Annotated in this window: 26 protein-coding genes and 1 pseudogene; 7 read left to right on the top strand and 20 right to left on the bottom strand. The window is 60.3% G+C overall.

The features are described from left to right. Nucleotides 1-8: 8 nt before the first annotated feature. From EOL43_RS08465 to EOL43_RS08450, 4 genes are all read right to left on the bottom strand, one after another. Nucleotides 9-1049 (bottom strand): ABC transporter ATP-binding protein, encoded by a 1041-nt coding sequence (locus EOL43_RS08465; RefSeq protein ID WP_133487513.1) that lies wholly within the window; start codon nt 1047-1049, stop codon nt 9-11. A 31-nt stretch (nt 1050-1080) separates the two neighbouring features. Further along, nucleotides 1081-1917, bottom strand: a complete 837-nt coding sequence (locus EOL43_RS08460) for a carbohydrate ABC transporter permease (protein WP_133487511.1) — start codon at nt 1915-1917, stop codon at nt 1081-1083. Continuing rightward, a complete protein-coding gene (locus EOL43_RS08455) occupies nt 1914-2759 on the bottom strand; it encodes a carbohydrate ABC transporter permease (RefSeq protein WP_133487509.1) in 846 nt (281 codons plus the stop codon). The genes EOL43_RS08460 and EOL43_RS08455 overlap by 4 nt, the downstream gene beginning before the upstream one ends. 97 nt (nt 2760-2856) lie before the next feature. After that, entirely contained in the window at nt 2857-4119 is a 1263-nt protein-coding gene (locus EOL43_RS08450; RefSeq protein WP_133487507.1) for an ABC transporter substrate-binding protein, read from the bottom strand. Between the two features lie 250 nt (nt 4120-4369). On the opposite strand from EOL43_RS08450, the gene EOL43_RS08445 reads away from it, so the two are divergent. Then, nucleotides 4370-5380: a LacI family DNA-binding transcriptional regulator gene (locus EOL43_RS08445; RefSeq protein WP_133487505.1), complete on the top strand. Its 1011-nt coding sequence runs from the start codon at nt 4370-4372 to the stop codon at nt 5378-5380. A 20-nt stretch (nt 5381-5400) separates the two neighbouring features. On the opposite strand, the gene EOL43_RS08440 is transcribed toward EOL43_RS08445, so the two are convergent. Then, nucleotides 5401-6546 carry an alpha-D-ribose 1-methylphosphonate 5-triphosphate diphosphatase gene (locus EOL43_RS08440; RefSeq protein ID WP_133487503.1) on the bottom strand — a complete coding sequence of 382 codons (1146 nt, stop codon included), beginning with the start codon at nt 6544-6546 and terminating at the stop codon, nt 5401-5403. A 37-nt stretch (nt 6547-6583) separates the two neighbouring features. On the opposite strand from EOL43_RS08440, the gene EOL43_RS08435 reads away from it, so the two are divergent. Beyond that, nucleotides 6584-7318, top strand: coding sequence for a DUF1045 domain-containing protein (locus tag EOL43_RS08435; protein WP_338068773.1), 735 nt, complete (start codon nt 6584-6586; stop codon nt 7316-7318). Here EOL43_RS08435 and phnN read toward each other — a convergent pair. The 7 genes from phnN to phnG are packed head-to-tail and all read right to left on the bottom strand — an operon-like array spanning nt 7273 to nt 12389. After that, a complete protein-coding gene (gene phnN / locus EOL43_RS08430; protein ID WP_133487501.1) occupies nt 7273-7851 on the bottom strand; it encodes a phosphonate metabolism protein/1,5-bisphosphokinase (PRPP-forming) PhnN in 579 nt (192 codons plus the stop codon). The genes EOL43_RS08435 and phnN overlap by 46 nt on opposite strands. Beyond that, on the bottom strand, nt 7851-8534 hold the full coding sequence (gene phnL / locus EOL43_RS08425; RefSeq protein WP_133487499.1) for a phosphonate C-P lyase system protein PhnL: 684 nt from the start codon (nt 8532-8534) through the stop codon (nt 7851-7853). Before phnL ends, phnN begins: the two co-directional genes overlap by 1 nt. A gap of 4 nt (nt 8535-8538) precedes the next feature. Continuing rightward, the gene (phnK, locus tag EOL43_RS08420) at nt 8539-9366 is read right to left on the bottom strand and encodes a phosphonate C-P lyase system protein PhnK (protein ID WP_133487497.1); all 828 of its coding nucleotides are present in this window, start codon (nt 9364-9366) and stop codon (nt 8539-8541) included. Further along, nucleotides 9363-10229: an alpha-D-ribose 1-methylphosphonate 5-phosphate C-P-lyase PhnJ gene (locus EOL43_RS08415; RefSeq protein WP_133487495.1), complete on the bottom strand. Its 867-nt coding sequence runs from the start codon at nt 10227-10229 to the stop codon at nt 9363-9365. The genes phnK and EOL43_RS08415 overlap by 4 nt, the downstream gene beginning before the upstream one ends. Continuing rightward, nucleotides 10226-11326 carry a carbon-phosphorus lyase complex subunit gene (locus EOL43_RS08410; RefSeq protein WP_133487493.1) on the bottom strand — a complete coding sequence of 367 codons (1101 nt, stop codon included), beginning with the start codon at nt 11324-11326 and terminating at the stop codon, nt 10226-10228. The genes EOL43_RS08415 and EOL43_RS08410 overlap by 4 nt, the downstream gene beginning before the upstream one ends. After that, entirely contained in the window at nt 11326-11919 is a 594-nt protein-coding gene (phnH, locus tag EOL43_RS08405; protein WP_133487491.1) for a phosphonate C-P lyase system protein PhnH, read from the bottom strand. Before phnH ends, EOL43_RS08410 begins: the two co-directional genes overlap by 1 nt. Then, nucleotides 11919-12389: a phosphonate C-P lyase system protein PhnG gene (gene phnG, locus EOL43_RS08400; protein ID WP_240686501.1), complete on the bottom strand. Its 471-nt coding sequence runs from the start codon at nt 12387-12389 to the stop codon at nt 11919-11921. Before phnG ends, phnH begins: the two co-directional genes overlap by 1 nt. Before the next feature lie 123 nt (nt 12390-12512). On the opposite strand from phnG, the gene phnF reads away from it, so the two are divergent. Beyond that, the gene (phnF, locus tag EOL43_RS08395) at nt 12513-13223 is read left to right on the top strand and encodes a phosphonate metabolism transcriptional regulator PhnF (RefSeq protein ID WP_133487487.1); all 711 of its coding nucleotides are present in this window, start codon (nt 12513-12515) and stop codon (nt 13221-13223) included. Nucleotides 13224-13305: 82 nt separating this feature from the next. Next, nucleotides 13306-14505, top strand: coding sequence for an alpha-D-ribose 1-methylphosphonate 5-triphosphate diphosphatase (locus tag EOL43_RS08390; RefSeq protein ID WP_133487476.1), 1200 nt, complete (start codon nt 13306-13308; stop codon nt 14503-14505). Nucleotides 14506-14648: 143 nt separating this feature from the next. Here the strand turns inward: EOL43_RS08390 and EOL43_RS08385 are convergent, their stop codons facing one another. The 5 genes from EOL43_RS08385 to phnC all read right to left on the bottom strand — a co-directional run bounded on the left by EOL43_RS08385 (nt 14649) and on the right by phnC (nt 19312). Further along, nucleotides 14649-15263: an LbetaH domain-containing protein gene (locus EOL43_RS08385; protein WP_133487474.1), complete on the bottom strand. Its 615-nt coding sequence runs from the start codon at nt 15261-15263 to the stop codon at nt 14649-14651. Then, the gene (gene phnE, locus EOL43_RS08380; protein ID WP_133487472.1) at nt 15263-16591 is read right to left on the bottom strand and encodes a phosphonate ABC transporter, permease protein PhnE; all 1329 of its coding nucleotides are present in this window, start codon (nt 16589-16591) and stop codon (nt 15263-15265) included. The genes EOL43_RS08385 and phnE (EOL43_RS08380) overlap by 1 nt, the downstream gene beginning before the upstream one ends. Further along, nucleotides 16588-17457, bottom strand: coding sequence for a phosphonate ABC transporter, permease protein PhnE (phnE, locus tag EOL43_RS08375; RefSeq protein WP_133487470.1), 870 nt, complete (start codon nt 17455-17457; stop codon nt 16588-16590). The genes phnE (EOL43_RS08380) and phnE (EOL43_RS08375) overlap by 4 nt, the downstream gene beginning before the upstream one ends. A gap of 68 nt (nt 17458-17525) precedes the next feature. Continuing rightward, a complete protein-coding gene (phnD, locus tag EOL43_RS08370; protein WP_133487468.1) occupies nt 17526-18428 on the bottom strand; it encodes a phosphonate ABC transporter substrate-binding protein in 903 nt (300 codons plus the stop codon). Between the two features lie 53 nt (nt 18429-18481). After that, on the bottom strand, nt 18482-19312 hold the full coding sequence (gene phnC / locus EOL43_RS08365; RefSeq protein ID WP_133487466.1) for a phosphonate ABC transporter ATP-binding protein: 831 nt from the start codon (nt 19310-19312) through the stop codon (nt 18482-18484). 181 nt (nt 19313-19493) lie between these two features. Here phnC and EOL43_RS08360 point away from each other — a divergent pair, with 181 nt between their 5' ends. Together EOL43_RS08360 and EOL43_RS08355 are read left to right on the top strand one after the other, a co-directional pair. After that, nucleotides 19494-20501 (top strand): fatty acid desaturase, encoded by a 1008-nt coding sequence (locus tag EOL43_RS08360; protein WP_133487464.1) that lies wholly within the window; start codon nt 19494-19496, stop codon nt 20499-20501. Nucleotides 20502-20620: 119 nt separating this feature from the next. Beyond that, complete coding sequence (locus EOL43_RS08355) at nt 20621-21442, top strand: polysaccharide lyase family protein (RefSeq protein ID WP_133487462.1); 822 nt, start codon at nt 20621-20623, stop codon at nt 21440-21442. A gap of 283 nt (nt 21443-21725) precedes the next feature. Here EOL43_RS08355 and EOL43_RS08350 read toward each other — a convergent pair whose 3' ends face one another. Further along, nucleotides 21726-23273 (bottom strand): hypothetical protein, encoded by a 1548-nt coding sequence (locus tag EOL43_RS08350; protein WP_133487460.1) that lies wholly within the window; start codon nt 23271-23273, stop codon nt 21726-21728. Nucleotides 23274-23282: 9 nt separating this feature from the next. Between EOL43_RS08350 and EOL43_RS08345 the strand changes: the two genes are divergently transcribed. Beyond that, nucleotides 23283-23516, top strand: a complete 234-nt coding sequence (locus EOL43_RS08345) for a hypothetical protein (protein WP_133487458.1) — start codon at nt 23283-23285, stop codon at nt 23514-23516. A 252-nt stretch (nt 23517-23768) separates the two neighbouring features. Here the strand turns inward: EOL43_RS08345 and EOL43_RS15570 are convergent, their stop codons facing one another. Together EOL43_RS15570 and EOL43_RS15565 are read right to left on the bottom strand one after the other, a co-directional pair. Beyond that, a complete protein-coding gene (locus EOL43_RS15570; RefSeq protein WP_338068775.1) occupies nt 23769-25259 on the bottom strand; it encodes a type I restriction enzyme endonuclease domain-containing protein in 1491 nt (496 codons plus the stop codon). A 177-nt stretch (nt 25260-25436) separates the two neighbouring features. Continuing rightward, nucleotides 25437-25790: pseudogene (locus EOL43_RS15565) on the bottom strand (DEAD/DEAH box helicase family protein); the annotation flags it as partial. Between the last annotated feature and the right edge of the window lie 45 nt (nt 25791-25835).

Genomic DNA, 25835 nt, shown 5'->3' with positions numbered 1-25835 from the left:
GGTGGCAATCAGGCGACGGCCAGTGATGTAGACGAGTCAAACCAGCGGATGCGGTCTGTTTGCGGTGCGAGTTTCAGCATGTCCCCCGGTTTGACCTGCAGGTCGCTTTCCAGAATGGCGCGGAACATGGTGCCGTCGACGTCGCAGGTGACCAGAAGATGCGCGCCCAGTGGCTCGACCAGACGTACCTTCGCGGGCAGGCCTGTGTCGGCGGGGGCGATGTCTTCTGGGCGGATTGCAAACTCGACCCCATTCGCGGCGGCGGGGCCGTCATAGATTTCCCCAGCCACTTGCCATTTTCCGCCATCCGCGCTGGCGGCAGGCAGAAAGTTCATTGGCGGATTGCCGATGAAGCCCGCGACGAAGCGCTCGGCGGGGTTGCGATAGACCTCGACCGGGGTGGCGGCCTGTACGATGCGGCCTTCATGCATGACCGAGATCCGGTCGGCGAGCGACATCGCCTCGACCTGATCGTGGGTCACGTAGATCGCGGTGGTGTTGCTTTCGGCCAGAACGCCCTTCAGCTCGGCGCGCATTTCAAGGCGCAGAAGCGCATCGAGGTTGGACAGCGGTTCATCCATCAAGATCACATCCGGTTCCATCGCCAGCGCACGCGCCACGGCCACGCGCTGACGCTGACCGCCGGACAGTTCGCCGGAATAGCGGCCCAGAAGCTGTTCGATATGCATCAACTCGGCAGTCCGCTCCACGCGGCGTTTGACCTCGTCATTCGGCAGTTTTTGCATCCGCAGGCCAAAGCCGATGTTCTCGAACACGGTCAGGTGCGGGAAAACGGCGTAGTTCTGGAACACCATCGCAATGCCGCGTTCGCGCGGGGGCAGGTGGTCAATGCGGCGTCCGCCGATCCAGACCTCGCCCTCGGTTTGTGTTTCCAACCCGGCGATGATCCGCAGAAGCGTTGACTTGCCACAGCCCGAGGCGCCCAGAAGGACCATAAATTCCTGATCGGCAATGGTCAGGTTGATGTCGTGCAAGGCTTGGTAGCTGCCAAAGCGTTTTGCGACGTTCTTGATTTGAATTTCAGCCATGGTTCGGCTCCCTGTTTGGTGCGCGGCACGCTTAGCGGTTGGCGATGCCCCACATCGCGAAGAGGTATTTACGGACGGCGAAGATGAAGATCAGCGCCGGTACGACAAGGATGAAGCCGCCTGCGAATTTCAGGTGCAGGGGCGAGGTGTCGAGGTTTTGAAGAAGGAACGCGGTCAGCGTCCGGTTCTCGATGGTCAATACGGCGGCGGCGAACACCTCGTTCCACGAGATCACGAAGGCAAAGATCGCCGAGGCCGTGATGCCGGGCAGGATCAGCGGCAGAACCACTTTGGTAAACGCGGTCAGGCGGGTGCAGCCAAGGGTCCAAGCGGCTTCCTCAAGCTCCAGCGGAATGCCCGAGAACAGCGAGAAGGTGATCAGCACGGCGAAGGGAATGGCCAGCGTCGTGTGAACCAGCGCCAGACCGAAGACCGTGTCGTCAAGCCCTGTGCGGATGAACATGACGGCCAGCGGCAGCGCCAGAAGCGGCAGCGGAAAGGCGCGGGTCAGCAGGATCAGCAGCCGGAACAGCTCTTTCCCACGGAAATCGAACCGCGACAGGGCGTATCCTGCCGGGGCGCCGACGACAATCGACATGATCATAGTCATCCCCGCGACCAGCACCGAGTTCTTCAGCGCCGTCAGCATGCCCGCGAAGCTCGCAAAGAAGGACAGGCTGCCCAGATCGAACTCGGGAACGAACGCTTTCGGGAAGCTGTTCACCGTGTCGGGCGAAGACAGCGTGTTAATCAGCAGGAAATAGAGCGGAACGATCACCCAGGCGCAGAGCAGCACCACGGCCGAGATATAGACAAAGCGTCCGGCCTTGCGGGTGTCGGTGCCCGGGTTGGTGTCGACAGTGGTCATATCTGTGCTCCTTTCGGAACGCGCAGGGCGCGCAGGATGATCAGCGTGAAGCCGATCGAGATCGCAAGAATGATTAGGGCCATAGCCGCAGCTGCGCCGCTGTTCAGAAGGTCAAACTGATACGCATAGGTCTCGCCCATCAGGACCGGGAAGAGCGTGCCGCCAAGGGCTGCAACGACCGCGAAGATCTCGAACGCTAGGATGACGCGTAGGACAAGGGCGGTTTGCAGGGACGGACGCAGAAGTGGAAGCGTGATCCGCCAGAACCGTTTCCATGGCGAGGCACCGAACACTTCGGCGGCTTCGTAATATTCCTTAGGGATCAACCCGATGCCAGCGACAAGGATGACCAGCATGATGGCGGTGGCGCGCCAGATCTCGGCCAATGCGATTGCCAGGAAGACAATGCCGGGATGCTGGTAGCTCAGGAAATTCATCGGGCGGTCGATCATGCCCAGCCCGGACATCATCGAGTTCAAGAATCCCGACTGTTCAAAGATGGCCAGCCAGATGATCCCGGCGGCCAGATCCGAGATGCCCAAAGGGATCGTCCAGACATACAGGATCAGATCGCGGCCCTTTTGCATCTTGTTGACCATCGTGGCCATCAAAAGCGCCAGTGCCAGCTGCACGGGCACCACGGCGGCAGCAAGAAGCAGCGTGTTTTTAAGCGAGATTGGGAATTTCCAATATCCGACCACCTCTTGGAAGTTCTCCAAGGTGAAGCCCGAACCGTTGTTAAACGCCTGTTTTGCAACCAGCAAAAACGGATAGAGGAAGAACAGGCACAGAAACAAGGTGACTGGCAAGATCAGGATATAGGGAAGAAGCCGTGCGTTCATGGAACTGCTCCCGGATGTCAGCGGAGAAGGGGGCCCGGGCCGCAATCAACCTCGGGCGGTGTGGCGGGGGCGGCGTGCGCCCCCCACCTGGGAGTGTTTATTCGACCGGGCAGGCGCCGTCGGACGGAGCATCCGGAGCCCAGCAGGGCGCACCGGTCTCGTCCATGATCGCCTGCAGGCGGGTCTTCTGGTCATCCAGCACGGCGCGGATGTCCTGACCGGCCAGAACAATGCGTTCGAACGCATCGACAAAGACGCGGTTGAAGTCACCACCCTTGTCGCCAAGGCCAGCGGGCAGCAGGCCCGGGTTGGCGTCAGCAGATGCGCTCATCTTCGCCACGGCGTCACCGGCAGCCTGCACCGCAGGCGGCAGATCGTCGGGCAGGGCCACATCGACCACCGGGAAGAAGTTGGTGGCACGCAGGGTCGCAATCTGGGTTTCCGGCTTCAAAAGGTGCTGAACGACGGCTTTCGCGGCATCCATGTCAGGGGCTGTGCGCGGGATGGCGACACCAGCAATAACCGGCATAAAGCCACGGCCGGTCGGACCTGCAGGGGCCGGGAAGGCCACGAAGTCATCCGGACGCTCGTTGAAGGCTTGGGCCAAACGCGAGGTGTGGTCGAAAGCGATCCAGACATCCTCGGACAGCAGTTGTTCCTGCAGGAACGAGAAGTTGGTCGAGGCCGGGTTGGTCACAGCCCAAAGCTCTCGCATTTTTTCCCATGCGGTCACGGCTTCATCCGACGCGAAGGTGCGCACAACGCCGTTGGTGTAGGACGGGTATAGGTAGCCCTGGAAGAAGCGGTGCTTCAGCCCTTTGGGGCCAGCCGGGAAGCCAAACTTGGCGTCACCCGTTGCGGCCTGCACATTGCCAGCCCATGCGATCAGCTGGTCATAGGTCAGCGCGTTGATGTCGGCGCCTTCGGGCAGATGCTCCAGCGCTTTCTTGTTGGCTGCCATGATATAGCTGGCTTGCATCCACGGAATGTATTGCGCGCTGTCGGTGCCCAGTTTGGCCAGCTCGTTGAACGTGGCGCTGGCCGAGCCGACGCCCAGATCGCCCAGATCAACAAGGTCATCCGGGTTCATCGCCGAGAAATCCCCATGCAGCGCGCCCAGCACGCCAATGGTGCCGGATCCGGCCTGCAATTCAGCGTTCAGACGGGTCAACCACGGGCCGCCGTCATTGGGTTGATAGTCGACATCCTGACCTGCCAGAACCTGCTCGCGCATGGCCTGCGCTTCCTCCACGGGTTTGGCTTGAGTTGACCAGAATAGCGTTTCAGCCTGCGCGACGCCGGCCGATACGAAAATGGCAATGCCGGACACAGCTCCGGCAAGTTTGGTTTTAAATTTCATGTTTTCCTCCCAGTTCACTGCGCCGAGGATGCTTGGTTCACTCCTTTAGCGCCTCTCTTGTGGCGCGACAGAATTTCCGCCGGCTCAAGAGCGTGCAATAAGAATGGTATATCGATATACCACTCGTCAATCTAAATCTCAGAACTGCGTATCGCCAAGTTTTAAAGGGGAAAATGCACCTCGTGCTTGCGCAATGTGCAGTTTTGGATATGCATATAGATATATCGTTTTACCTAGAAGTCCGAATCGAATGTCGCCCAAACCCACGCTTGATACCGTCGCGAAAGCTGCTGGAGTCTCGAAGGCTACGGTCAGTCAGGTCATGCGCGGCACCGGGCGAATTTCGGATGCGACCCGCAAGAAAGTCTTGGCTGCTGCCAAAGCCTTACATTACGTGCCGGACGAACGCGCAGCGTCCATGCGGTCCGGGCGGTTGCGCGAAGTCGGGATGATCATTCATCACATTTCCAACCCCTTTAATGCTGAAGTGATCAGCGGGGTGAGCGACCGGTTGGAGCAAGAGGGCTATCTGGTATCCGTGTTGGATTCCCAAGACGATCCGGAACGTCAGAAGCGCAATCTGGAAGCCTTCATCAAAAGCTCGCGCGCGGGGTTGCTTTGGGTGCCGGCGGCGGAAACCACCGATGACACCGAGCAGCTATTAAAAACCCATCGCATTCCGACGGTGACATTTCTGCGGTCCTCGGGGATCGAGGGGCTGGACCATGTGGGGATCAAGAACCGGGACGCCACACGAAAGGCGACCCGATATCTTGCGGACCTCGGTCACCGCCATATCGCGTTCTTCGGTGGGGATGCGAATGCAGACGTGCGCAACGAAAGGATCGAGGGCTACACCAGCATTCTGGACGAGATGCATCTTGGGCCGCCCATCGTTTGGGAAGCCCCGGATGACAAGATGTCCGGGATGGATGCGATGTTCGCGCTGACTGCGGCACATCCAGAAGTGACGGCCCTTGTCTGCAACGGTGACGTGGTTGCGCTGGGCGCCTGCCACGCGTTGCAACGCCAAGGAAAAGTGCCCGGGCGCGACGTGTCTGTGATCGGGTTTGACAACATTCAGGATGCCTATGTCTCGACTCCTCCGTTGTCGACACTGGCGGTCCATCCGTATCAGTTGGGGCAGAAGCTGGCGCAAACCTTGCTTGCCCGTCTCGAACAGCCCGACGCGCCTGCCAGCACGACCTTGGTGACGGCCGAGCTGATCTCGCGCGAAAGTACCGGACCGGCCATGGCGTGATAGGGCCTGGGCATCGTGCCTTACCCGACCCGACGCCCCTCGGACCACACGCCGTGCAGGACGGGCGCGTGTTCAAAGCGGGCAAACCGGATCAGGTCTGCGCGCTTGCCGATGGCAATCGCGCCCCGATCTTCCAGTCCGACCGCGCGGGCGGGTGCATGGGTGACGGTTCCCAGACCGCGAGCCATGTCGCCCCACATGTCCCCCAGTTGAAGGGCGGCCAGCATCAGCGACGAGGGCACGTAATCCGACGACAGAATGTCCAAGAGGTCCAGTTCGGCCAGCTCAGACGCCGCCACGTTTCCGGAATGCGATCCGCCGCGCACAACATTGGGGGCGCCCATGATGTTGGCGATACCCGCACCATGGTTGGCGCGCGCGGCTTCGACCGTGGTGGGGAATTCGGCCAGATGGATACCATAGCCCGCCGAGGTCGCAACCTGTTCTGCGGTCGTGTCATCGTGGCTGGCAAGGGTCGCCCCTAGACGTGCGGCATGGTCCACCGTGGCCCGTTCATGCGCCACACCCAGCTTATCCTGCAGCCCGGTTAGAAAGGCGATGTATTCCTCGAACTCGGCATCCTGCATGGCGTATTTGCCTTGGATATAGGCCTTGAATTTGCTGACATCGGTGAACTGCCGTTGCCCGGGCGTGTGGTCCATCATGCTGACAATGCCCACGCGGTCGTCGGGTGAAAACTCGGCCAGTTCTTCGGGCAGGGTTTCCGAGCAGATCTCGGCGCGCAAATGCAGATGGTGCGAGATTTTCAATCCGCCTTTGGCTCGCAGCGACAGGATTTCATCGGCAAGCGCACGGGCATATTTGCCATAGTTCTTGCGCCCATCCGAATGGATCGAGCCGACGCGCAGCGCATCGAACACAGTGGTAATCCCGACCGAGGCGAGCTCGGCGTCATGGGCGACAATCGCGGCGTCATGCGGCCAGTCCACCCGGGGACGCGGGCGGATGTGCCGCTCAAGATTGTCGGTGTGCAGTTCGACCAAGCCCGGCGCGACATAGTCGCCAAAGCAGTCCTCGGCGCCCTGCGGCACTTGGGTACCTTGGTCAATGGCTGTGATCTTGCCGTTGGTCACGGTCAAGGCCCCGGTAATAACCTCGTTTTCCAGAACAAGTTTGGCGTTGGCGAGGGTGAATGTCTGTGTCATCTGAGTGTCACGCTTTACTGTCAGAGAAGGGCCGATTTTGAATAGCACAATCGGACCGGAAGAGGGTGAAATGCAGTTCAAACGCTATGCGATATACTACACGGCGCCACAGGGCGCGCTGGCTGACTTCGGGGCCAGCTGGTTGGGATGGGACTTGGTTACAGGTCGCGAAGTTCCCCACCAAACCCTGCCGGATCTGTCGCAGACGGAGATCGCCAAGATCACCCAGACCCCGCGCAAATACGGGTTTCATGGCACGATCAAGCCGCCCTTTCGTCTGGCGGAAGGTTGCGATGCAGAAGGGCTTTTGCAGGCGTTTCAACGTGCCGCACGTCAGGTCGCCCCGGTCACGCTGGACGGATTGAAGCTGGCCCAAATTGGCCGGTTTCTGGCGCTGGTGATCGACGGGGATCAGGCACCGCTGGCCGCTTTGGCGGGTCATATGGTGGCCAAGCTCGATCCGTTCCGCGCGCCGGCCAATGACGCCGAGTTGGCCCGCCGCCGCGCAGCGGGCCTGACGCCCGCGCAGGACGAGATGCTGGTGAAATGGGGCTACCCTTACGTCTTTGACGAGTTCAAGTTCCACCTGACCCTGTCTGGCAAGCTGGACCCCAACCGCGCCGCGCAGGTGCGCGACGTATTGGCACCTTTGGTGGCCCCGATCCTGCCGCGTCCCTTCGTGGTGGGGGATCTGACCCTTGTGGGGGAAGATGCAGAGGGCCGGTTTCATGAGATTTCTCGCATCGCGCTGGGGGCATCCGCGACAGCCTGATCGGAGAGGCTTGCAAGGATCGTCCTGACGGTGTCGTCCAGCGGGCCGTCATTCACCACGTTGATCACGGTCAGTCCGCCGGGCAGGTCCACCTGCCGCGCAAGCCTCTTGGCGATGCTATCAGCGCTTTCGCGCCCGCGTGCGGCAAGGCGTTGCGCCAGCACTTCGGGACTAGCGCTGAGGTTCACCACGATAAACCCGGAAAAGGCCGCGTGGGCTTCTGTCAGCACCTTGCGGGACAAGTTAACCAGCGCATTTCGGCCCTGATCCAGACAGGCCAGTTCCGTTTTCGGAATGCCATAGCGTAATTCGTGCGCAGGCCAGTGCAGTGCGAACCGGCCACGGGCCAGATCTGCATCAAACGTGGCCTCGTCACAGCCGTCAAACTGCTCGCCACCCGCTGCGCTGGGCCGGGTGATCACGCGCCGCACAAGGTGGAAATCTGTCGCCTTGGCCAGCGCCTCCATCACGCTATCCTTGCCGACGCCCGACGGGCCGACGACGGCGATCAGACGTCCGGGTGCGACGGCCATCACGCGTCCCCCTTTGGCAGGAAACTTGTCACGTCCAGAACCCGGTCACAGACCCGATCACGGGCGGATTCGTCGTGGAAAATCCCCACGATTGCCGCGCCACGCGCCTTAGCCTCTTCAATCAGGCACATCACCGTTTCGCGGTTCTGGGCATCAAGGCTGGCCGTGGGTTCATCCAACAAAAGTGCGCGGTAGGGATGCACGAAGCCACGCGCAATGTTCACCCGCTGCTGTTCTCCACCTGAAAAGGTGGTCGGGCTAAGCGACCAGAGCCGTTCGGGAATATTTAGCCGCGCCAGAAGGGTGGCGGCCTTGTCCCGTGCGACACCTTCGTCTTCACCAAGCGCCAGCAACGGTTCTGCCACCACGTCTAGCGTCGGCACACGGGGCACCACGCGCAGGAACTGGCTGACATAGCCCAGCGTGGTACGGCGCAGGTCCAGCACGTCGCGGGGGTTCGCGCCGACGACCTCGACCCCGTCCACGCGGATCGAGCCGGACTGCGTCAGGTAGTTGCCATAGATCATCCGCATCAAGGTGGATTTCCCCGCGCCAGACGCGCCGGCAAGGGCCACACACTCGCCCGGTGTGACCTCGACATTGGCGTCGCTCATCACCGTGATCACCGCCGCGCCCTGATTGTGCAGGGTGAAGCTTTTCTCGACATTTTGAATGGAAATCATGGCGTTACACCTGCAGAACGGAAGAGACAAGAAGTTGCGTATAGGCGTGCTGCGGGTCGTCCAGCACCTGATCGGTCAGGCCGGTTTCCACCACATGCCCATCTTTCATCACCATCAACCGGTCGGCAAGCAGACGCACCACGGCAAGGTCGTGGGTGACGATAATCGCCGACAGACCCATCTGACGGACCAAACCGCGCAAGAGGTCTAGAAGACGCGCCTGTACCGAGACGTCCAAGCCGCCCGTTGGTTCGTCCATGAACACCAGTCGCGGCCCGGTGACCAGATTGCGGGCGATCTGCAAGCGCTGCTGCATTCCGCCTGAAAACGCCGACGGGCGGTCGTCAATGCGGGTCTCATTGATCTCGACCCGGCCAAGCCAGTCAATCGCCTCGTCCCGGATCTGGCCATAGTGGCGTGCGCCCACGGCCATCAGACGTTCGCCAACATTGCCACCGGCCGAGACCGACATGCGCAGCCCATCGCGGGCGTGTTGGTGCACGAAGGCCCAGTCGGTGCGCGACAGCATGCGCCGCTCAGGTTCGGCCATGGTCACGGTGTCGACCAGACCGGCATCGCGGGTGTCAAACAACACCTCGCCCTGGTCCGGTTCCAGATGCCCGGCAAGGCAGTTCAACAGCGTCGACTTGCCCGAGCCGCTTTCGCCCACGATCCCCATCACTTCGCCGGGGTAGAGGTCGAAATTCACGCCGGTGCAGCCAATGCGCTGGCCATAGCATTTCTCGATATCGACCACACGCAGCAGCGGGTGGGGGGCGGAGTGGTCGGTATATTCAGACCGAAACGCGTCGGAAGAATTCTGCAGCGTCATACCGCGGCCTCCTGAGCTTGGGGTGTGGGAGTGTCTTGCTGTGCGGCCTGTCGCGCGGTGCAATAGGCCGTGTCCGAGCAGACAAAGATGCGCCCGCCCTGATCATCGACGATCACCTCGTCCAGATAGCTGTCATCGGCGCCGCACAGCTCGCAGCTGTGGTCGGCTTTTGATGCTTCAAACGGGTAGTCCTCGAAATCCAGACTGACGACCTCGGTATAGGGGGGCAGGGCATAGATGCGCTGTTCCCGTCCCGCGCCGAACAGTTGGATCGCGGGCATGGTCATTTTCGGGTTGTCGAATTTCGGGATCGGCGACGGGTCCATCACATAGCGCCCCTCGACCTTAACCGGATAGGCATAGGCCGTGGCAATCGCTCCGTGGCGTGCGATGTCCTCGTATAGCTTCACATGCATCAGGCCGTATTCTTCAAGGCTGTGCATCTTCCGCGTTTCCGTCTCGCGCGGTTCCAGAAAGCGCAGGGGTTCGGGGATTGGCACCTGATAGACGAGGATCTGATCTTCGTTCAGCGCGGCCTCGGGGATCCGGTGGCGGGTCTGAATGACGGTCGCCTTATCCGTTTCTTCCGTGGTGTCCACGCCTGCCGTGGCTTGAAAGAACTTGCGGATCGACACGGCGTTGGTGGTGTCATCCGCGCCTTGGTCGATGACTTTGAACACGTCCTCGGGTGTCAGCGTCGCGGCGGATACCTGCACGCCGCCCGTGCCCCAGCCATACGGCATCGGCATTTCACGGCTGGCAAACGGCACCTGATAGCCGGGGATTGCGAGTCCCTTCAGGATTGCCCGCCGGATCATCCGCTTGGTCTGTTCGTCAAGATAGGCGAAGTTATAGTCGGTCATTCCGCCGCCTCCTGTGCGGGTGTGCTGTCCGCCCCGGCCATCGTGTCGCGGCGCAGTTTGCGCACCAGTTCCAGTTCCGACTGGAAATCGACATAGTGGGGCAGTTTGATGTGTTCCAAAAATCCAGTCGCCTGGATGTTGTCGCAATGCGACAGCACGAATTCCTCGTCTTGTGCGGCGGCGCCCAGATTGTCTTCGCCCAGCTCTTCCCAGCGTAGTGCGCGGTCCACCAGCGCCATCGAGATCGACTTGCGTTCCGACATACCGAAAACAAGGCCATAGCCACGGGTGAACTGTGCAGATTCGGTTTTCGAGCCGGTGAACTGGTTCACGGTTTCGCATTCGGTGACGGTGATGTCGCCGATTTCGATTGCGAAGCCCAACTCGGGGATCTCGACTTCGACCGGCACATCGCCGATGCGAAGCTCGCCCACAAAGGCGTGGTTGCGGGCATAGCCGCGCTGGGTCGAGTACGCGAGGCTAAGCAAGAAGCCCTCGTCCCCGCGCGCCAAGGATTGTAGGCGCAAGGGGCGGTTGGCAGGCAATTCCATCGGTTCGCGCGTCAGGTCGGGCGGCGTATTGGCCCCCTGTTTTTCCTGCTGGATCAGCCCCTCGCCATCCAAGAAGCTCAGCACATGCGGGACGTCACCCTGCTGCGCGTCGCCTTCTGGGGCGTCGGATAATCCGCCCTCGGCTGCCAGTTTGAAATCCAGCAGACGGTGGGTGTAGTCGAAGGTCGGCCCAAGGATCTGCCCGCCCGGCACGTCCTTGAACGTGGCCGAGATACGGCGGTCGCAGGCCATCTTCTCGGTCGCAATCGGCTCGGACCCTGCGAAGCGCGGCAGTGTGGTGCGATAGGCGCGGATCAGGAAGATCGCTTCGATCATGTCTCCGCGTGCCTGCTTGATCGCCAGCGCGGCCAGGTCGGGATCATAAAGCGAGCCTTCGGCCATCACGCGGTTCACGGCCAGCGACAGCTGTTCGCGGATCTGGGCGACGGACAGCTCCGAGACATCGTGATCTCCGCGACGTTCCTCGCCCAACCAGGCATGCGCATTATCAATGGCGCGCTCGCCCCCTTTTACGGCGACATACATTAGCTTGCCCCCCTTTCAGTCACTTTGGTTGTGCGCGGCAGGCTGGCCAGCCGGGTGCCCGCGCAGAAGAAGAAATCCAATCCCAGCGGGAAGAGCAGCGCGTTGCGCTGGAAGGCCTCCGTATCGGGCAGAGACAGGCGTGCGGTGTCTTTGATCCCGGGGCCGGTTAGCGCGGCACCTTGCGTCGATAGCGCGTCCATCTCGACAATCAGCGTGGTCGACCGGTCGGGATATTCCGGCGTGCCAATTGAAAAGGCATTCAGCGGTGCCAGAGCGTCCCAGTGGCCAATCGCAAAATCGGCTTTCTCAGCCGACACGATCGGGGCGCCCGTGTGAAACTGCACCCACGCGCGGATGTCTGCGGTGTCGTGATCCCCGGCAAGGTAAAGGCCGGTGTCCGGGTCACACAGCGTCAGCACCATGACACCTGCGGCCACCGACATGGGGGCAGGGGGCGTGGCGCCGTCCACGGCTTCAATCCGACCGGGGCGGGCAATCGCGTTCATGATGGCGCGGAATTGGCGCGCGGCTTCGGTGGGCACATCTTTAAACCCGCCCTGCATGGCGGAGGTGCTGGTGGCGGTCGCAAGCATTAGTCTTCCCCCCTGACCATGGTAAAGAAATCGACCTTGGTGGCGGCCGCCTTGCGGGCGCGTTTGGCCTTAGTGGCAGCAAGCTGTTGGGACAGCGGGGTTAGGAACGCGCTTTGCAGCGCCTCTGCCGCGTCGCCTTGCATCATCGCGTCCGCCAGTGCGGCTGCGCGGGCCTTGTCGTGGCTGCGGCCTTGCACGTAGCCGTGGCCCACGGTGCCGTTGTCCAGCTGAACCGTGCAGCGGGTCACCGTCATCTCGCCCAGATTAAAGGGCGCACCTGTGCCGCCCGCGCGCCCGCGCACCATCACGGTTCCAGTTTCGGGGCGGCGCAGCCACGTGAAGCTCGGGGTGCAGTTTTGTGCGTTCCACAGCGCAAGCATCGCGCTGTCTGGCGCCTTTGCCATCAGGCTGAGCCACGCTTTGCGCGCGGCCTGAGCGGGTGGCAGTTCGTTTCTCATGTCCATTGTCATGCAGACACCTTGTCAAGTTGTCTATATATCTATACTTCTAGACAAATAATCACGGATTCGCGCATTTCTGGCAAGGAAAGTGTTGTGAAACTTTCGTGACAGCTGGCAGAGGGTCCCACGGGCATGAGCATCTGGAAAACCATCGAGACCACCCTGAAGGACGAAATCCGGCAGGGGCATTATGGGCCGGGTGACAAGCTGGCGACCGAGGCCGCGCTGGCCGCGCGGTTTGGTGTGAACCGCCACACGGTGCGCCGGGCACTGGCCGAGCTGGCCGCGCAGGATCTTGTGATCTCGCGCCGCGGGGCGGGGGTGTTTGTGCAGCATGCGCCGACGGATTACCCCATTGGTGCGCGGGTACGGTTTCACCAAAACCTCAAGGCGGCAGGCAAGATCCCCGGCAAGCAGATGCTGGCATTCGAGACCCGTCGCGCCAACGCGCAAGAAGCACAAGCCTTGAAGCTGGATGAGGGCGCATCGGTGCATGTCTATGACGGGTTGTCCCTGTCGGACGGCCACCCGATTGCGGTCTTTCGCAGCGTCTTCCCGGCAGATCGCTTTCCTGAAATGCAGAAGGCACTGAGCGATACGAACTCGGTCACAGCGGCGCTCGCCCATCACGGGGTTGCGGACTACACCCGCGCGGAGACCCGTCTGTCGGCCCGATCCTGCCCCGCCACTGAAGCGCGCCACCTTGGCTTGCGCGAAGGGGCACCGGCGCTGTTTTCCGAAGGCATCAACGTGGATGGCGACGGCATCCCGGTCGAGCTTGGCTTGACTTGGTTCGCTGGGGACCGCGTCACGCTGACGCTTGACGGTGGGCACACAGCCTAACGTTACGGAAGTGATACGTTTGCGTCACATCCACGATACAGCGCGCGATTAGGAACGGCCCAATCAATGAATGAGGCCTGGTATGTCGAGCGTATCATCCCAAACCCAGCCCCTGCCGTCCTTTCGGATGACCCATGCAACCATCTTGCGGGACCGCGAGATGCAGCAAAGGTCGGTCGTCATACAGGACGGGCGGATCTCGAAAGGCGCGCTGCCCGAGGTGAACCTGTCCGGCTATTGGATTTTGCCCGGCGTCATCGACCTGCATGGCGATGCGTTTGAACGGCACATGGCACCGCGAATCGGCGTGCATTTCCCAGTGGAAACGGCCCTTCGTGCAACCGACGCGGATGCGGCAGCGGCGGGTGTGACCACAGCATGGCTCGCCCATGGTTGGAGCTGGGAAGGCGGGCATCGTGGCCCGGAGGCGGCAGAACGCTTTTTAGAGGCGATGAGTTGTTATCAGTCGCGCACTCATACCGATCTGCGCGTACAGCTGCGGTGCGAGACGCATACGGTCGACACGGCCGACCGGCTGCAGAAGGCCGTGAAGCGGCACAAGATCGACTATGTGGTGTTCAACGACCACCTTGATGAAGCGCTCAAACTGTCGGCAACCCGTTCGGGTGCGCTGGATGTCTGGGCGCATAAGCTGGGCTTGCAGCCCAATGAGCTGATGAACGCGGTCGAGGCCGCGCGCGCACGGTCCAGCGAAGTTCCGCGCCATCTGTGCCGATTGGCCGAGCGGTTCGATCAGCTTGGTGTGAGCTATGGCAGTCATGACGATCCCGATGGGGACACGCGCGAGCGGTACTCGATGATCGGCGCGCGGATCTGCGAATTTCCAACCTCGACCTCGGCCGCCCACGCGGCGCATGCGGTAGGCGATCCGGTGATCATGGGCGCGCCTAACGTGGTGCGTGGTGGCTCGCAATCGGGCAATATCGCCGCCGAGCAGCTGATCCGGCGCGGGCTGTGTGATGCTTTGGTCAGCGACTATTACTATCCCGCCCTGACCCAAGCGGCCTTCCGGCTGGTGGATGATGGCATCCGAACGCTGCCCGAGGCTTGGGCGATGATCTCGTCGAACCCGGCGGATATTCTGGGTCTGTTTGATCGTGGTCGGATTGAATACGGAAAGCGTGCGGATCTGACGGTGATCAATCGCGATACGCGCCGGGTTGAGGCGACGATCTCGGGTGGGCGGATCACCTATCTGGCCGGCGAGGCGGCGCATCGGTTTACCCGGATGGGCAGCGCGATGCCCTTGGCGGCCGAGTAAGCAGACATCGGAATGGCCCGCGGCGTTGCCTTAGGCTGCGCGGCGGCGGTGGCTCATCTGTGATGAGCCTGAGAGGGGCGCTGCCCCTCGCGCGGCAAGCGCGCTCACCCCGAGGTATTTTGGGCAAGAGGAAGGGCGAAAACTTATGCGTATTTTTCGAGGAAAGCTTCGGCGCTGAGGGTGCGGAAGTCTTCGAGCGAGGCGCGCAGGCGGGCGTGATCCCAATCCCACCAGGCGAGTTCCATAAGGCGTTCGGCAACCTGTTTTGGTTGGCGTGCGCGGATGGGTGCGGCTGGGACGCCTGCGACAATCGTGTAGGGCGGAACATCTTTGGTCACGATGGCGCCCGAGGCCACCACGGCCCCGTGGCCCAGCGAGACCTCGGGTTTCACCATCGCGCCGTGGCCGATCCATGTGTCATGGCCGATATGGGCGACGCGGGCGGCGCGGCGGGCGAAGAAATCCTCGTCTGCTGTCACATTGTCCCAGTAGTATTCGGACCGATAGAGGAAATGGTGGCAGGATGCCGTGTCCAGCGGGTGATCCGTTGCGCCGATCCGGGTCATTGCGGCGATATTGGCGAACTTGCCGATCTGCGCATTGGCGATATCCGCGTGGCGGTCGCAATAGGAATAGTCGCCGAACTGCGCATTCACCAGCCGTGTGCCCCGACCGATTTCCACGTAGCGCCCGAAAGTGCTGTTATGGATCTCGCAATCGGGATGCAGGACGGGGGCGTCGGGGGACAGTTTGGGCATCAGTGGCTCTCCTGCCCGCCGATTAGGCGTTTGCGCAGCCAGCCCGAGAACCAGTCCATCAACATCACCATCAGGATGATCAGGGTGATGTAATAGGCGACCTCTTCCCAGTCTTTCTGGGTGATCATGGCTTGCGTCAGAAGAAGGCCGATCCCGCCCCCGGTGATCGCGCCAATGATGGTGGCGGAGCGGGTGTTGGATTCCAGATAGTAAAGCACTTGAGACAGGAAGATCGGGGTGATCTGCGGCAGGACGCCGAAGCGGTAGGTTTGCAGCGGTTTGGCACCGGTCGAGCGGATGCCCTCGATTTGCTTTCCGTCCACGTTTTCGAGCGTTTCAGAGAACATTTTGCCGAAGCTTCCAGTATCCGTGATCAGGATCGCCAGTGCGCCGGTCAAGGGGCCGGGGCCGAAGGCGCGGGCCAGAACGATGGTCCAGATCAGCGCGTCCACGCCGCGGAAGAAGTCGAAGACACGGCGTGTCACCATGCGGACCCAAACGAAGGGTGCAAAGTTGCGGGCGGCCAGCAGGGCCAGTGGCAGGGCCACGATGGCGGCACCGAAAGTACCAAGGAAGGCCATCAGGATGGTTTCGAAAATCGCCCAGGCCACCTGATGGTGTTGCCACATGCGGTTGTTCCAGAAGTCGGACCAAATGGCACCCGCTTCGCCGTTGGCTGCGCGTTGGGCCAGCGTGACCGGACCAAGCCCGTGATAGGGGCTGTCGAGGGTGAAGAAGAAAAGCTCCCACCCCATTGCGTAGCGGAACACTTCGGTGCGGTTGCGGGTGATGGTCAGGCGTCCGGCCTCGGTCTTGATGGCAAGGCGGTTCTTGGATGCGTTGATCCAGTCCGGCACGTCACCGGCGGGAAGAACTGCGTTCACGCCGCTGCGGCCGGGGTCGGCGGTGACAAGGCCGTAGCCCGGAATGTCATAGCGCACCGTGCCATCTGCCAAGAACAGCACCTCGTGGCCTTTGGGTAGGGTGATGACCGTGTCGTCGCCAAGGGTGACCCAGTCAGGCGACGTCCCATCCGGATAGGCGCCTTTGCGTTCGCCCTCAATGGCAATGGACACCTCGCCCGAGCGATTGTCGCGGGCCACGTGGGTTTTGTAGGAGTAGCTGTCGCTGACCAGAGTCATCGCATTGTCCAAGCTGGCACGCTCGCGCAGCCCGGCGATGTCGAAGGCGACAAAGATATACGCGAAGTAGGCGAGGATCAGTGCCGGGATCGCGAGGGCAACGATCCGCTTGCGGGCAAACAGTGCGTCGGTATCGCGGATCAGGCCTGCGGTGGCTTCGGCGGGGGTGAGGATCGCGGTGCTCATGCCTGTGCTCCGATCATGTTGGATTTCTTGCCGTGGGTCAGGCGGTCACGCAGGGTAGAGGACAATTGGTCCACCACGACGATGGTGACAAACAGCATCAGGAAGATCGCTGCGGCCTCGTCATATTGGCCCTTGCCCCAGGTCATGGCGTTCTTCAGCTCGTAGCCGATGCCGCCTGCGCCAACGAAGCCAAGGATGGCCGAGGCGCGGATGTTGATTTCAAAGCGCAGCAGCGCATAGCTGAGATAGTTCGGCGCGACCTGCGGGATCACGCCCAGAACCATGCGTTGCGCCCAGCTTGCCCCGACCGAAGTCAGCCCCTCGACCGGTTTCAGCGACGCGTTTTCGTTCACTTCCGAGAAGAGCTTGCCCAATGCGCCCACAGTGTGGAACGCAATGGCGATCATGGCGGGCACCGGGCCGCCGCCAAGGACGAAGATCAGCACCAAGGCGATCACGATCTCGGGCACCGCGCGCATGATGTCCAGAACGCGGCGGAAAACGGGGATCAGGCGGGGCCAGCGGGCCATGCCGCTGGTGGCGAGCAGCGACAGGATCACCGCGCCCAATGCGCCCAGCAGGGTCGACGCCGCCGCGATATTGATGGTTTCCAGAAGCGAGGGGGCATATTGCGCGAAATGGGCCGGGAATTCGGCCAGTTTGCCGGCCGCTTCGCCCAGCACCTCGCCGGGGAAGTCGAAGAAGCGATGCCAGCCATCAATGAAGCTGCCGGCGTTGCGCGAATCCGCCGTGCGGAAGCCCGCCAGCATCAAAGCCACGAACACCGCCAGCATGATGCCACCATAGAGGCGTTTGCGTCGGACCATGTCCATGTAGGTCTGGTTGATATGCTCGATATTGCTCATGGCCCCACCTCGTTTGAAAAGACGGGCCCCGACATCGCGGGACCCGCCAGCAGCTTGTTGAAAATCGCTTATTTCGATTTCAGCTTGCGGGCTTCGATGATCACTTCGTAAGCGTCATGGGTGATCGGCTCGAAAGCGCGGGCTTCACCAGCGGCTACGCCGTAGAAGCACTCGCGGTCTTTCTCGGCCAGACCAGCCATCAGCGCGGTCATCTTTTCTTTCACATCGGCGGGCAGGGCTTTGCGCAGCACAACCGGGCCTTCCGGGATCGGGGCCGAACGCCAGATCTCGACCAGATCGTTCATGTCGACCAGACCGGCATCCACAGCGCGGCGCAGAGCACCCGACTGATAGCCGTCTTCCCATTCACCCAGACCGTCAGCCCAGGTCACGCCGCCCTGAACGTCACCATTGTTTACAGCAACGATGGTTTGCTCGTGACCGCCGGTGAATTTCACTTCACCGAAATAGTCACCCGATTCCATCGAGGCGTTGATCTGCTGCGGGATTTCGATCGACGGGATCAGGTAGCCCGAGGTCGAGTTGGGGTCGCCGAAGCCGAAGGTCTTGTCCTTCAGGTCTTCCAGCTTGGTGATGCCGCTGTCCTTGCGGGCAAAGCCGATCGAGAAGTAGCCATAGCCGCCATCGGTGTTCACTTTCACCAGAACCGGCTCGACCGCTTCCGGGTCCGACAGGAAGGTTTTGGCATAGCCCGACGCACCCAGCCACGCCATGTCGATGGTGCCGCCCAGAAGGCCCTGGATCACACCGTTATAGTCAGCAGGCGCAAACAGCTTGGCTTCAACGCCCAGGGTTTCTTCGGTGTATTCACGCAGACATTCGTTGTTGTTCAGGCGGTCCTGAGCGTTTTCGCCGCCCAGAATGCCGATGCGGAACTCGGTGATGTCCGCAGCCATGGCCGGAGCGGCCAGAGCGGTTGTGGTCAGTGCAAGAGCAAGAAGCTTTTTCATTTGGATTTCTCCTGATGGGCGCCCTGTCCCATCGATTGTTCGGTTCAAGTTGATCAGGGCAGGTAAAACGGAGTGCGTTCTTCGGATGCCGCCTGTGAGGCTGCGTCCAGAACGCCCAGTTCGGTGGATGTGGCCGCTTCGCTGAACGTGTCGTCAGCGCCATAGATGTCGCGGGCCACACCGGCCGTCAGTTGTTCGGGGGTGCCGTCAAAGACAACCCGGCCTGCGCGCATGCCGATCACGCGGTCGCAATAGCGGCGCGCAGTATCCAGCGTGTGCAGGTTGGCGATGACCAGACGGCCATCTTCGTCATGGATGCGGCGCAGGGTCTGCATCACGATCTGTGCGTTCATCGGGTCAAGCGAGGCGATGGGCTCGTCGGCCAGAATGATCGACGGATCCTGCATCAGCGCACGGGCAATCGCCACGCGTTGCTGTTGCCCGCCGGACAGGGCCTCGGCCCGTTTGGCGGCGTGTTCGGCAATGCCCAAACGCTCGAGGATCTCGATGGCGCGGTGAATGTCGGCCTTCGGGAATAGGTTGAACAGGGTCGACAATGTCGAATGGCGGTTCAGCGTGCCATGCAGCACGTTCGAGGCCACATCCATACGCGGCACCAGATTGAACTGCTGGAAGATCATCGCGCATTGCGACTGCCATTCCCGTTTCGCCGCACCACTCAGGCGGGTGACGTTCTTGTTTTGAAACAGGATCTGGCCTTCGGTGGGATCCGCCAGTCGATTGACCATCCGTAGCAGCGTCGATTTGCCGGCGCCAGAGGCCCCGATGATGCCGATCATGCAGGGACGCTCGACCGAAATGGTCACATTGTCCACCGCGCGCTTGTCGCCAAAAGCTTTGGTCAGGTTTGTAATCTGCAGCATGTCGCCCCCTTCGTTTCGAGGGGGGGATATGGGCGTTTCCCAACAACTTTGTGTCGGCAATACAAAACTTCTGTAACGCCGCATCGCCGCGAAGGCCAGCGACCGTCGCACTTGATTGAAAACCCGTCAGATTGCTAACGTGAAGGAGAACCCCAGAAACAACAAAAAACTGGGAGGGGAAATGTCAGAGGGACCAATCACGCTGCATTCGGTCGCGCGTCGCTATGCGACGGCCGACGACACACGCGCATGGTGGGAGTTGGGGATTAGCCTTGGGCTTTACGTCGTGGCCTTGGTTCTTGCCCTATCGACGATCGGAACATGGTGGCTGATGGTGCCCTTCATGATTCTTGCCGCCGCGATGGGGCTTAGGATCTATATGATCCAGCACGACTGCTTGCATCGGGCCTTTTTTACCAGTCGGCGCATGAATGACGTTGTTGGAACCTTGCTCTCCCCGATTGCCATGACGCCGTATCAAGCCACCCGCTATAAGCACAATCTGCATCACCGCTATGTTGCCGATCTGAACCGCCGTGACGCGTTTGAAATCGAGGTGATGACATTGGCGGAATGGAACAAGGCCAGTTTGGGACAGCGGCTCTATTACCGGATTTATCGCAGCCCATTCATCCTTGTCGCGATCGGACCGTTCATCCTTTATGCCATCTTGCGCCGTATGCCGCTCTATGGGTTCAAAACCGGGGTCTGGGATCTGGTGCTGCACAATCTTCTGCTGGCGGGCTTGGGCTATTCGGTCTGGGCGTATGCGGGTTGGCCCGGCATTTGGGTTTGGATTGGGTCGATCTATATTGCCTGCACATTTGGCGGGCTGATCCCCTATGTGCTGCACAATTTCGAACATGTGCATTGGGGCCGGAAACCCGAACTCAATTTCGAACAAGCCGCGCTCAAGGGGTCTTCGGTGCTGGATTGGGGGCGGCTGTTCGATGTGGTGACAATGGACATCGCCTATCACGATCTGCACCACCTGAATGCCAAGATCCCGGGTTACAAGATCCGCAAAGCCCACGAGGATCTGGAGGCCCGCGGGTTGATCCAGTCCGAGAAGATCAGCTTTATCGAAGGGGTGAAATGCCTGCGTTGGAAGCTCTATGACGAGGATCTGGGCCGGATGATCCCCTTTCCCGGCGCCGCGCGGCAGGTCTCGGTGAGCGGTGTCTCGTGAACCCTCGGTTCGCGCCAGCAGCTGAGTAGCCAACTGACGACAAAGGGCCTGTCATGCGATACGCCGTGTTCTTCGCCTTTCTACTTGCCGCTTGCCAGACGAGTGCGCCAAACGGTTTGATGGAATCCGGCACGGCCTCGGTCGGGCAAACGCCCGGTGCAGCGGATGCAAAGAGCGTGGTAGCAAGCTTGCCCGATTGGGTCCCTCCGCATTTCAGCATCAACCCGCGCTCGGTCTCGGCCCCGGAAAGCAGGGGCGGGGAGATCGTCTTTTCGATCCAACAAGGGCAATGCACACGGCATTCCGACCAAACCGGATCCAGTGACTGCGCGACAAGGACAACGAGGTCGACCATCCAGACCGGCAAAGTCTGGGAGCAGCAGGTGGAATGGCAACTGGGCCAGCGGTTCCTTTATAGCTTTGAGTTCCGGATTGACCCATCACTGCGCTATCAGGGCAGGGCGCGCGGAGAAGATAGCCAGCTGGTGCTGGCCCGCTGGGAGAGTGCAGAGGGCGGACAACCGCTCTTTGACCTGAAGCTCGATGCCCGACATGGTGTAACCTTCATGGGCCGCACCTGCATCACGCCCGAACAGTTCGGCGACTGGCATCGGTTCAACCTGCGCCTGCGCTGGGCAGATGACGATACCGGTTTTATCGAAGCACGGTGCGATGGATCGCTGCATGTCGGAGACCCCATTTTCGCCGCAAGCGGTCTGCCAACCAATCGTCCACTGGCCTGCGTTCTCAAAGACAACTGCCCTGCCAACACACTGCGTCCAAGCCGGTTCAACATGCAATTGGGGTTAATAGCCGACCCAAACCAGCCCCCGCGCAGAGGTAGATTTGTCCCCATCACCGAAAATGGTGCCAAGGTCCAGATACGCCGCATTCTGGTACGCCGTCTCTACGTCATCTTCGGACGCAAAGACGAGTATTGAACGAAGTTCAGCCTGCCATTGAAGACACGCAAACAAGTATTGCTAGCTTTAGTAAANAACAAGGGCTATCCGAGGTGGGGGTTGTTCGTCAACAGGCACCAGCTGGTCTACGGTTTGGTCTACGGTGACCGGCTCGGAACTGCTGTGCGGTTCCCGGAAGCGCACTCACATTGCTTTCGCTGCAGCTGATCCATGGTCGTCACTGCAGCCGTGAGCCGTTGTAGGTGTATGGGGGGTATTGCGAACGCCCCTCTTATTGGTAGGGCGCTCACATTTTTCTGGCTCAAACATCGGCGAGATAGCTGGAGCCGCCCACTGGCCCAAAGGACTGGGGCTTCTTGGCTAGAGCGTTGCGGTAGCGGTAGTTGCCGACAGTGGTCTCTTCGAGGTCCAGAGCCTCCAGCCCAGCTTTGAAGACCGAGTGCTTACGGATGCGATCTCGGAAGTTGGATGCATCATAACCAAGCTCAGCCCGTAGATAGGTGAACTGCAAGACCTCATCCGGGTGATCCTCGAAGTGTCTCTCTGCAAAGGTCAGAGCCTGCTGCACCTTCCCTGTGGCTTTCACCTTGGTTGGTTCCCAAGTGCTGACCTTGCAACCGGGGAAGACCATGGGGATGAGATCACGGATACCAGATTGCTTCGGAGCGATGATGTAGGCGTTGCAAGGGCCACACTCGGAGGCACTGCCTTGTCGCACTGCTGATCGGCACAGCGCCTGCAGGATGTGATGCATGTGTTCCCCCGCTTCCATCTCTTGGACGGAGGCTTTGGTGACCTTCTCGTCGTTCCTGATGTGGCTGTGACACCGTGCCATCACTTCGTAGTCCACCTCCGAGTAGTTGTTGGCCCCGGCGAGGATGACGTTCTGGACATGTCGGAACTCGTTCGTCCCCTGATGTCTGCCCCAGTTGAGGAAGCTGACACGGTCTGGGGTCGTGCTGAGCAGCCCTCTGATCAGGTCCGGGATACCTCCGCCACTGACTGCCTTGTGGTAGACCACCAGCCACTCTTCGTCCGGCTTGCTGTCGATCAGAAGGGCGACTTCCTGAGCCAGAGAACAGCCATGCTTTGCCCATGCGGTCTTGCCTGACCCCTTGTCCATGACTTGGGCAGTGAGGTTTCGATAGCTCTTGATCGCTGAAGGTAGTCGCACGAGCTTGCCTGTTGCCTTCTTCCATTGCGCGTAGGTGGCACGGACACGTCCGGAAGCATCGAGGATGACCACTGGGGCAAGGTCATCTGGGATCGCGTCTCGGCTGTCGAGCGCGGTGATGACCGTGGAGGCGTTGTGGGGCTTACGCAGCAGTACGCAGCGGCCTGAGAGAGCATACAGGGTGTCGAGATAGGCAGCATGACGCTGCTCCAGACCTCGCCTCGCCGACCAGCAACTGATCCCTGTAGCTTCCTCGACATTGGGCCATGTGCAGGTCCCTCGTCCACAAGACGCTACAAGCTGACGTTCCAGCTCCTCGATTAGCTTGGCCAATGCAGGATGAGTGTGACGCAGTGGATCACGCAAGGACGCAAGCTGGTCTGTGCTGAGCGACACAACCTCAATGGGCAGCATTGCCTCATCCCAAACCCGAACGGCACGAACTTCATCCCTGTATTGGAAGACCTCAACGTCTTGGAAGCGACGACCATGGCAACGGCTCATGACCATGGCGTGGGTGGTGAACAAAACACGGGCCTCTCTGGGCTGCGTGGAACTCAGCTGATTGACCTCGTTGTTCCGAGTAAAGACCGCAAAGTCAGCCCCATCAAGACCAATCTCCTCAACAAGCCGGGCGATCTCATCAAGTCGCGAGACGCAGAGCAGGACAGACACATCGCGGTGATGTTCAGACCTCAGGAGATGCTGGACGAAGTGGATCAATGCCGTGGTCTTCCCAACCCCGGGATCAAGGCTGGAGAGGAAGAAGCTGGGTGGCGCTGTCCCGTCAGCCATAGCCGCCATCGTAGCGACGAGTTCTCGCAGGGCTGTAGCGACACCCTGTGGCGGCAGACCCCCACCACGTTGGGTCAATGTGTCTATCAGGGACGTGGTCGTCGCATCAGCCAAGCCGCCTGAGTTGTGGCTGGTACAATCGCTATAGAGAGGTCTTAATGGTGTTTGTACCACCAAGTCAGGCCCATGCAGCAAAGCACAAGCCGACCCAGTGGCAAAAGCAGGTGCTTGAGCCATGAGCTGGTCCTTGATCATGTCGTTGTTGGAGGGGGAGGTCGAAGCTGAAGACGCTTCAGACAAAGCAGAAGATCAACGCCACCGCCGCTCCATTGCAATGGTGAGGGTTAACTCTGCAATGGTGGTACCTAATCCAGCTCAGGCAGCCGCATAGATGCTCTCACCACCACCTTGATAGGCATCAAAGACATGTCGATAGAGAGTGTCACACTTGGCGTTGAACACAGCCTCATCGTAGGCGTCTGGCAATCCACCATCGAGGATTACCTCAATCGCTTGCCGTACTGCGCCACGTGCCTTTTCCTTCTTGGTCCAGTCAATCACCAGCTTTTCGTCTTTCAGAGCCTGCAAGAGGTCCCGACAGACTGCTTTGACCTGATCGCGTTCTTTCTCGGACAGCTCCGGCTCCGGCTTCGTCAAGATGTCAAAGACAGCTTTCTCTTCTTCTGACAATCCCTCTCGTACAGCTTGCTGCTCTTCCTCTGACAAGTCTTCCGCCAACTTCACGAGGGCTTTGAAGAACGCCTCGATGTTGTGGCTGCCGCTGTTGTAGCTGTCGATCAGGTTCTGGAAGCGCTCAAGGAAATCCGTGCGAGTTGGATTTCGGGCAACCATCGCTGTGAGCTTCTGGTTCAGCAAGGCACGGAGCCTTTCGGCTTCGGTGCGCTTCTTCCCTGTGTCGAACTTCTCTCGGAGCTTGTCGAAGTCGATTTGACTGATGTCTATTACCTCAGGATCATCCGGTGTCTCGTAGGGGATTGGTGCGACGGAACGATCCAAAAGGTCTTCCACGTCCTGCATGATTGCCTTGATGTCAGGCTTGGGCATCATTGAACGGATGCGCTCGGCAAGCACAGAGATGAGAACGACGTCGGGGGAAAACTCGCTGGAAGCAGGATCAGGCAGGATAGCCTTGTACACACGGGAGACAGCTCGAGCTTTGGCTAAGTACTCCCGTTTGGCCTCGTCCGTCTCAATCAGGGCCTCCACAGCATCTGCAAGCAAGGCGACCTTCTCCAGACCTTGTGCCTGCTTGATAGCGGCGGCGTCGATCTTTCTTTCGGCCAAGTAAGCAACGGTAACTGCGACAAGGTGCCGGAGGTATTCAACGAGATCGCTCTTGTCCCTGATGGGCGGCTCCTCTGTCTCAGTGTTGCCGCCACCGTAGATCGCTAATGCGTTCTGCAGGTTCCGGAACACACCGACGTAGTCAACAATGAACCCTGCTTCTTTGCCGGGGTAGTTGCGGTTCGCCCGTGCGATGGTCTGCATCAGCGTGTGGTTCTTCATTGGCTTGTCGAGGTAGATCGTTGAACAAGACGGCACGTCGAAGCCGGTGATCCACATTGCACAGACGAAAACCAGCCGCAGAGGGTCCTTGTCATCTTTGAACTTCTCGTCGAGGTCTTCTTCAACTATCCGCTTCCGGTGGGGGCGAATGTCGAGACCCTTCGCTTCAAGCTCGGCGATCTCATTTTGGCTCTGTGACACCACTACTGCCATGTCAGTGGTCTTCATCACATCAATCTGAGCTTCCAGAACAGGCTTGTCCTCTGCCGAAGCCGTCGCGAGTTCAGCCTCAAGCTCTTTACGATGTTTGTCCCAGTACACCCGGACCTTGTCGTGCATCTTCACCGCAGTTGCCTTGTCGATGCACACCATCATCGCCTTGCTGCGCTGGCCACGACCAACGAAGTGCTTGACCAGATCGTCCGCGATGGCCTCGAGCCGATCATCCCTTGTGATCAGGTGGTATTCCCTCGCGAACTCGCGCTCGACCTTTCGTTCCTGTGCCTCATCGAGGTCAGCATCTTCGAGTAGCTGCTGGAGATCGTCAGCCAGGTCTTCATTCATTAGCTGCAGTTCGGGGATACGGTTCTCGTAGTAGAGCGGGACAGTTGCACCATCAGCGATGGACTGGGCGAAGTTGTAGACGGAGATGTAGTCACCGAAGACCTCGCGGGTGCGTTCCTCCCCAGCCATCAGGGGGGTCCCGGTGAACCCAAGGAAACCAGCGTTTGGCAAGGCGTTCCGCATGTTCAAGGCCAGTGTGTCGTACTGGCTGCGGTGGGCTTCATCGGTGATGACGATGATGTCTCTGCGGTCGGATAGCTTTGGGTAAGTAGCGCCGTCGCGGGTGTTGAACTTGTGTATCAAGGTGAAGTGAGCCTCCCCAACTGAACTGGTCCGCCCCTATGTTTAGGA

The organism is Aliiroseovarius marinus, assembly GCF_004360145.1.
Taxonomy (GTDB): Bacteria; Pseudomonadota; Alphaproteobacteria; order Rhodobacterales; family Rhodobacteraceae; genus Aliiroseovarius; species Aliiroseovarius marinus.
Note: the sequence above shows the minus strand (reverse complement) of the source record. Positions and strands in the feature narration are given on the sequence as shown.

Excerpts from the sequence above, each read along its gene's own strand:
- phnE (WP_133487472.1), bottom strand. The coding sequence starts at position 16,591 with ATGAGCACCGCGATCCTCACCCCCGCCGAAGCCACCGCAGGCCTGATC.
- EOL43_RS08445 (WP_133487505.1), top strand. The coding sequence starts at position 4,370 with ATGTCGCCCAAACCCACGCTTGATACCGTCGCGAAAGCTGCTGGAGTC.
- EOL43_RS08450 (WP_133487507.1), bottom strand. The coding sequence starts at position 4,119 with ATGAAATTTAAAACCAAACTTGCCGGAGCTGTGTCCGGCATTGCCATT.
- phnL (WP_133487499.1), bottom strand. The coding sequence starts at position 8,534 with ATGATTTCCATTCAAAATGTCGAGAAAAGCTTCACCCTGCACAATCAG.
- EOL43_RS08410 (WP_133487493.1), bottom strand. The coding sequence starts at position 11,326 with ATGTATGTCGCCGTAAAAGGGGGCGAGCGCGCCATTGATAATGCGCAT.
- EOL43_RS08355 (WP_133487462.1), top strand. The coding sequence starts at position 20,621 with ATGGAATCCGGCACGGCCTCGGTCGGGCAAACGCCCGGTGCAGCGGAT.
- phnN (WP_133487501.1), bottom strand. The coding sequence starts at position 7,851 with ATGGCCGTCGCACCCGGACGTCTGATCGCCGTCGTCGGCCCGTCGGGC.
- EOL43_RS15570 (WP_338068775.1), bottom strand. The coding sequence starts at position 25,259 with ATGCACGACAAGGTCCGGGTGTACTGGGACAAACATCGTAAAGAGCTT.
- phnC (WP_133487466.1), bottom strand. The coding sequence starts at position 19,312 with ATGCTGCAGATTACAAACCTGACCAAAGCTTTTGGCGACAAGCGCGCG.
- EOL43_RS08415 (WP_133487495.1), bottom strand. The coding sequence starts at position 10,229 with ATGACCGACTATAACTTCGCCTATCTTGACGAACAGACCAAGCGGATG.
- phnH (WP_133487491.1), bottom strand. The coding sequence starts at position 11,919 with ATGCTTGCGACCGCCACCAGCACCTCCGCCATGCAGGGCGGGTTTAAA.
- phnF (WP_133487487.1), top strand. The coding sequence starts at position 12,513 with ATGAGCATCTGGAAAACCATCGAGACCACCCTGAAGGACGAAATCCGG.
- EOL43_RS08465 (WP_133487513.1), bottom strand. The coding sequence starts at position 1,049 with ATGGCTGAAATTCAAATCAAGAACGTCGCAAAACGCTTTGGCAGCTAC.
- EOL43_RS08440 (WP_133487503.1), bottom strand. The coding sequence starts at position 6,546 with ATGACACAGACATTCACCCTCGCCAACGCCAAACTTGTTCTGGAAAAC.
- EOL43_RS08455 (WP_133487509.1), bottom strand. The coding sequence starts at position 2,759 with ATGAACGCACGGCTTCTTCCCTATATCCTGATCTTGCCAGTCACCTTG.
- EOL43_RS08345 (WP_133487458.1), top strand. The coding sequence starts at position 23,283 with ATGTTCAGACCTCAGGAGATGCTGGACGAAGTGGATCAATGCCGTGGT.
- EOL43_RS08385 (WP_133487474.1), bottom strand. The coding sequence starts at position 15,263 with ATGCCCAAACTGTCCCCCGACGCCCCCGTCCTGCATCCCGATTGCGAG.
- EOL43_RS08460 (WP_133487511.1), bottom strand. The coding sequence starts at position 1,917 with ATGACCACTGTCGACACCAACCCGGGCACCGACACCCGCAAGGCCGGA.
- phnK (WP_133487497.1), bottom strand. The coding sequence starts at position 9,366 with ATGACGCTGCAGAATTCTTCCGACGCGTTTCGGTCTGAATATACCGAC.
- EOL43_RS08360 (WP_133487464.1), top strand. The coding sequence starts at position 19,494 with ATGTCAGAGGGACCAATCACGCTGCATTCGGTCGCGCGTCGCTATGCG.
- phnD (WP_133487468.1), bottom strand. The coding sequence starts at position 18,428 with ATGAAAAAGCTTCTTGCTCTTGCACTGACCACAACCGCTCTGGCCGCT.
- EOL43_RS08390 (WP_133487476.1), top strand. The coding sequence starts at position 13,306 with ATGTCGAGCGTATCATCCCAAACCCAGCCCCTGCCGTCCTTTCGGATG.
- phnE (WP_133487470.1), bottom strand. The coding sequence starts at position 17,457 with ATGAGCAATATCGAGCATATCAACCAGACCTACATGGACATGGTCCGA.
- phnG (WP_240686501.1), bottom strand. The coding sequence starts at position 12,389 with ATGACAATGGACATGAGAAACGAACTGCCACCCGCTCAGGCCGCGCGC.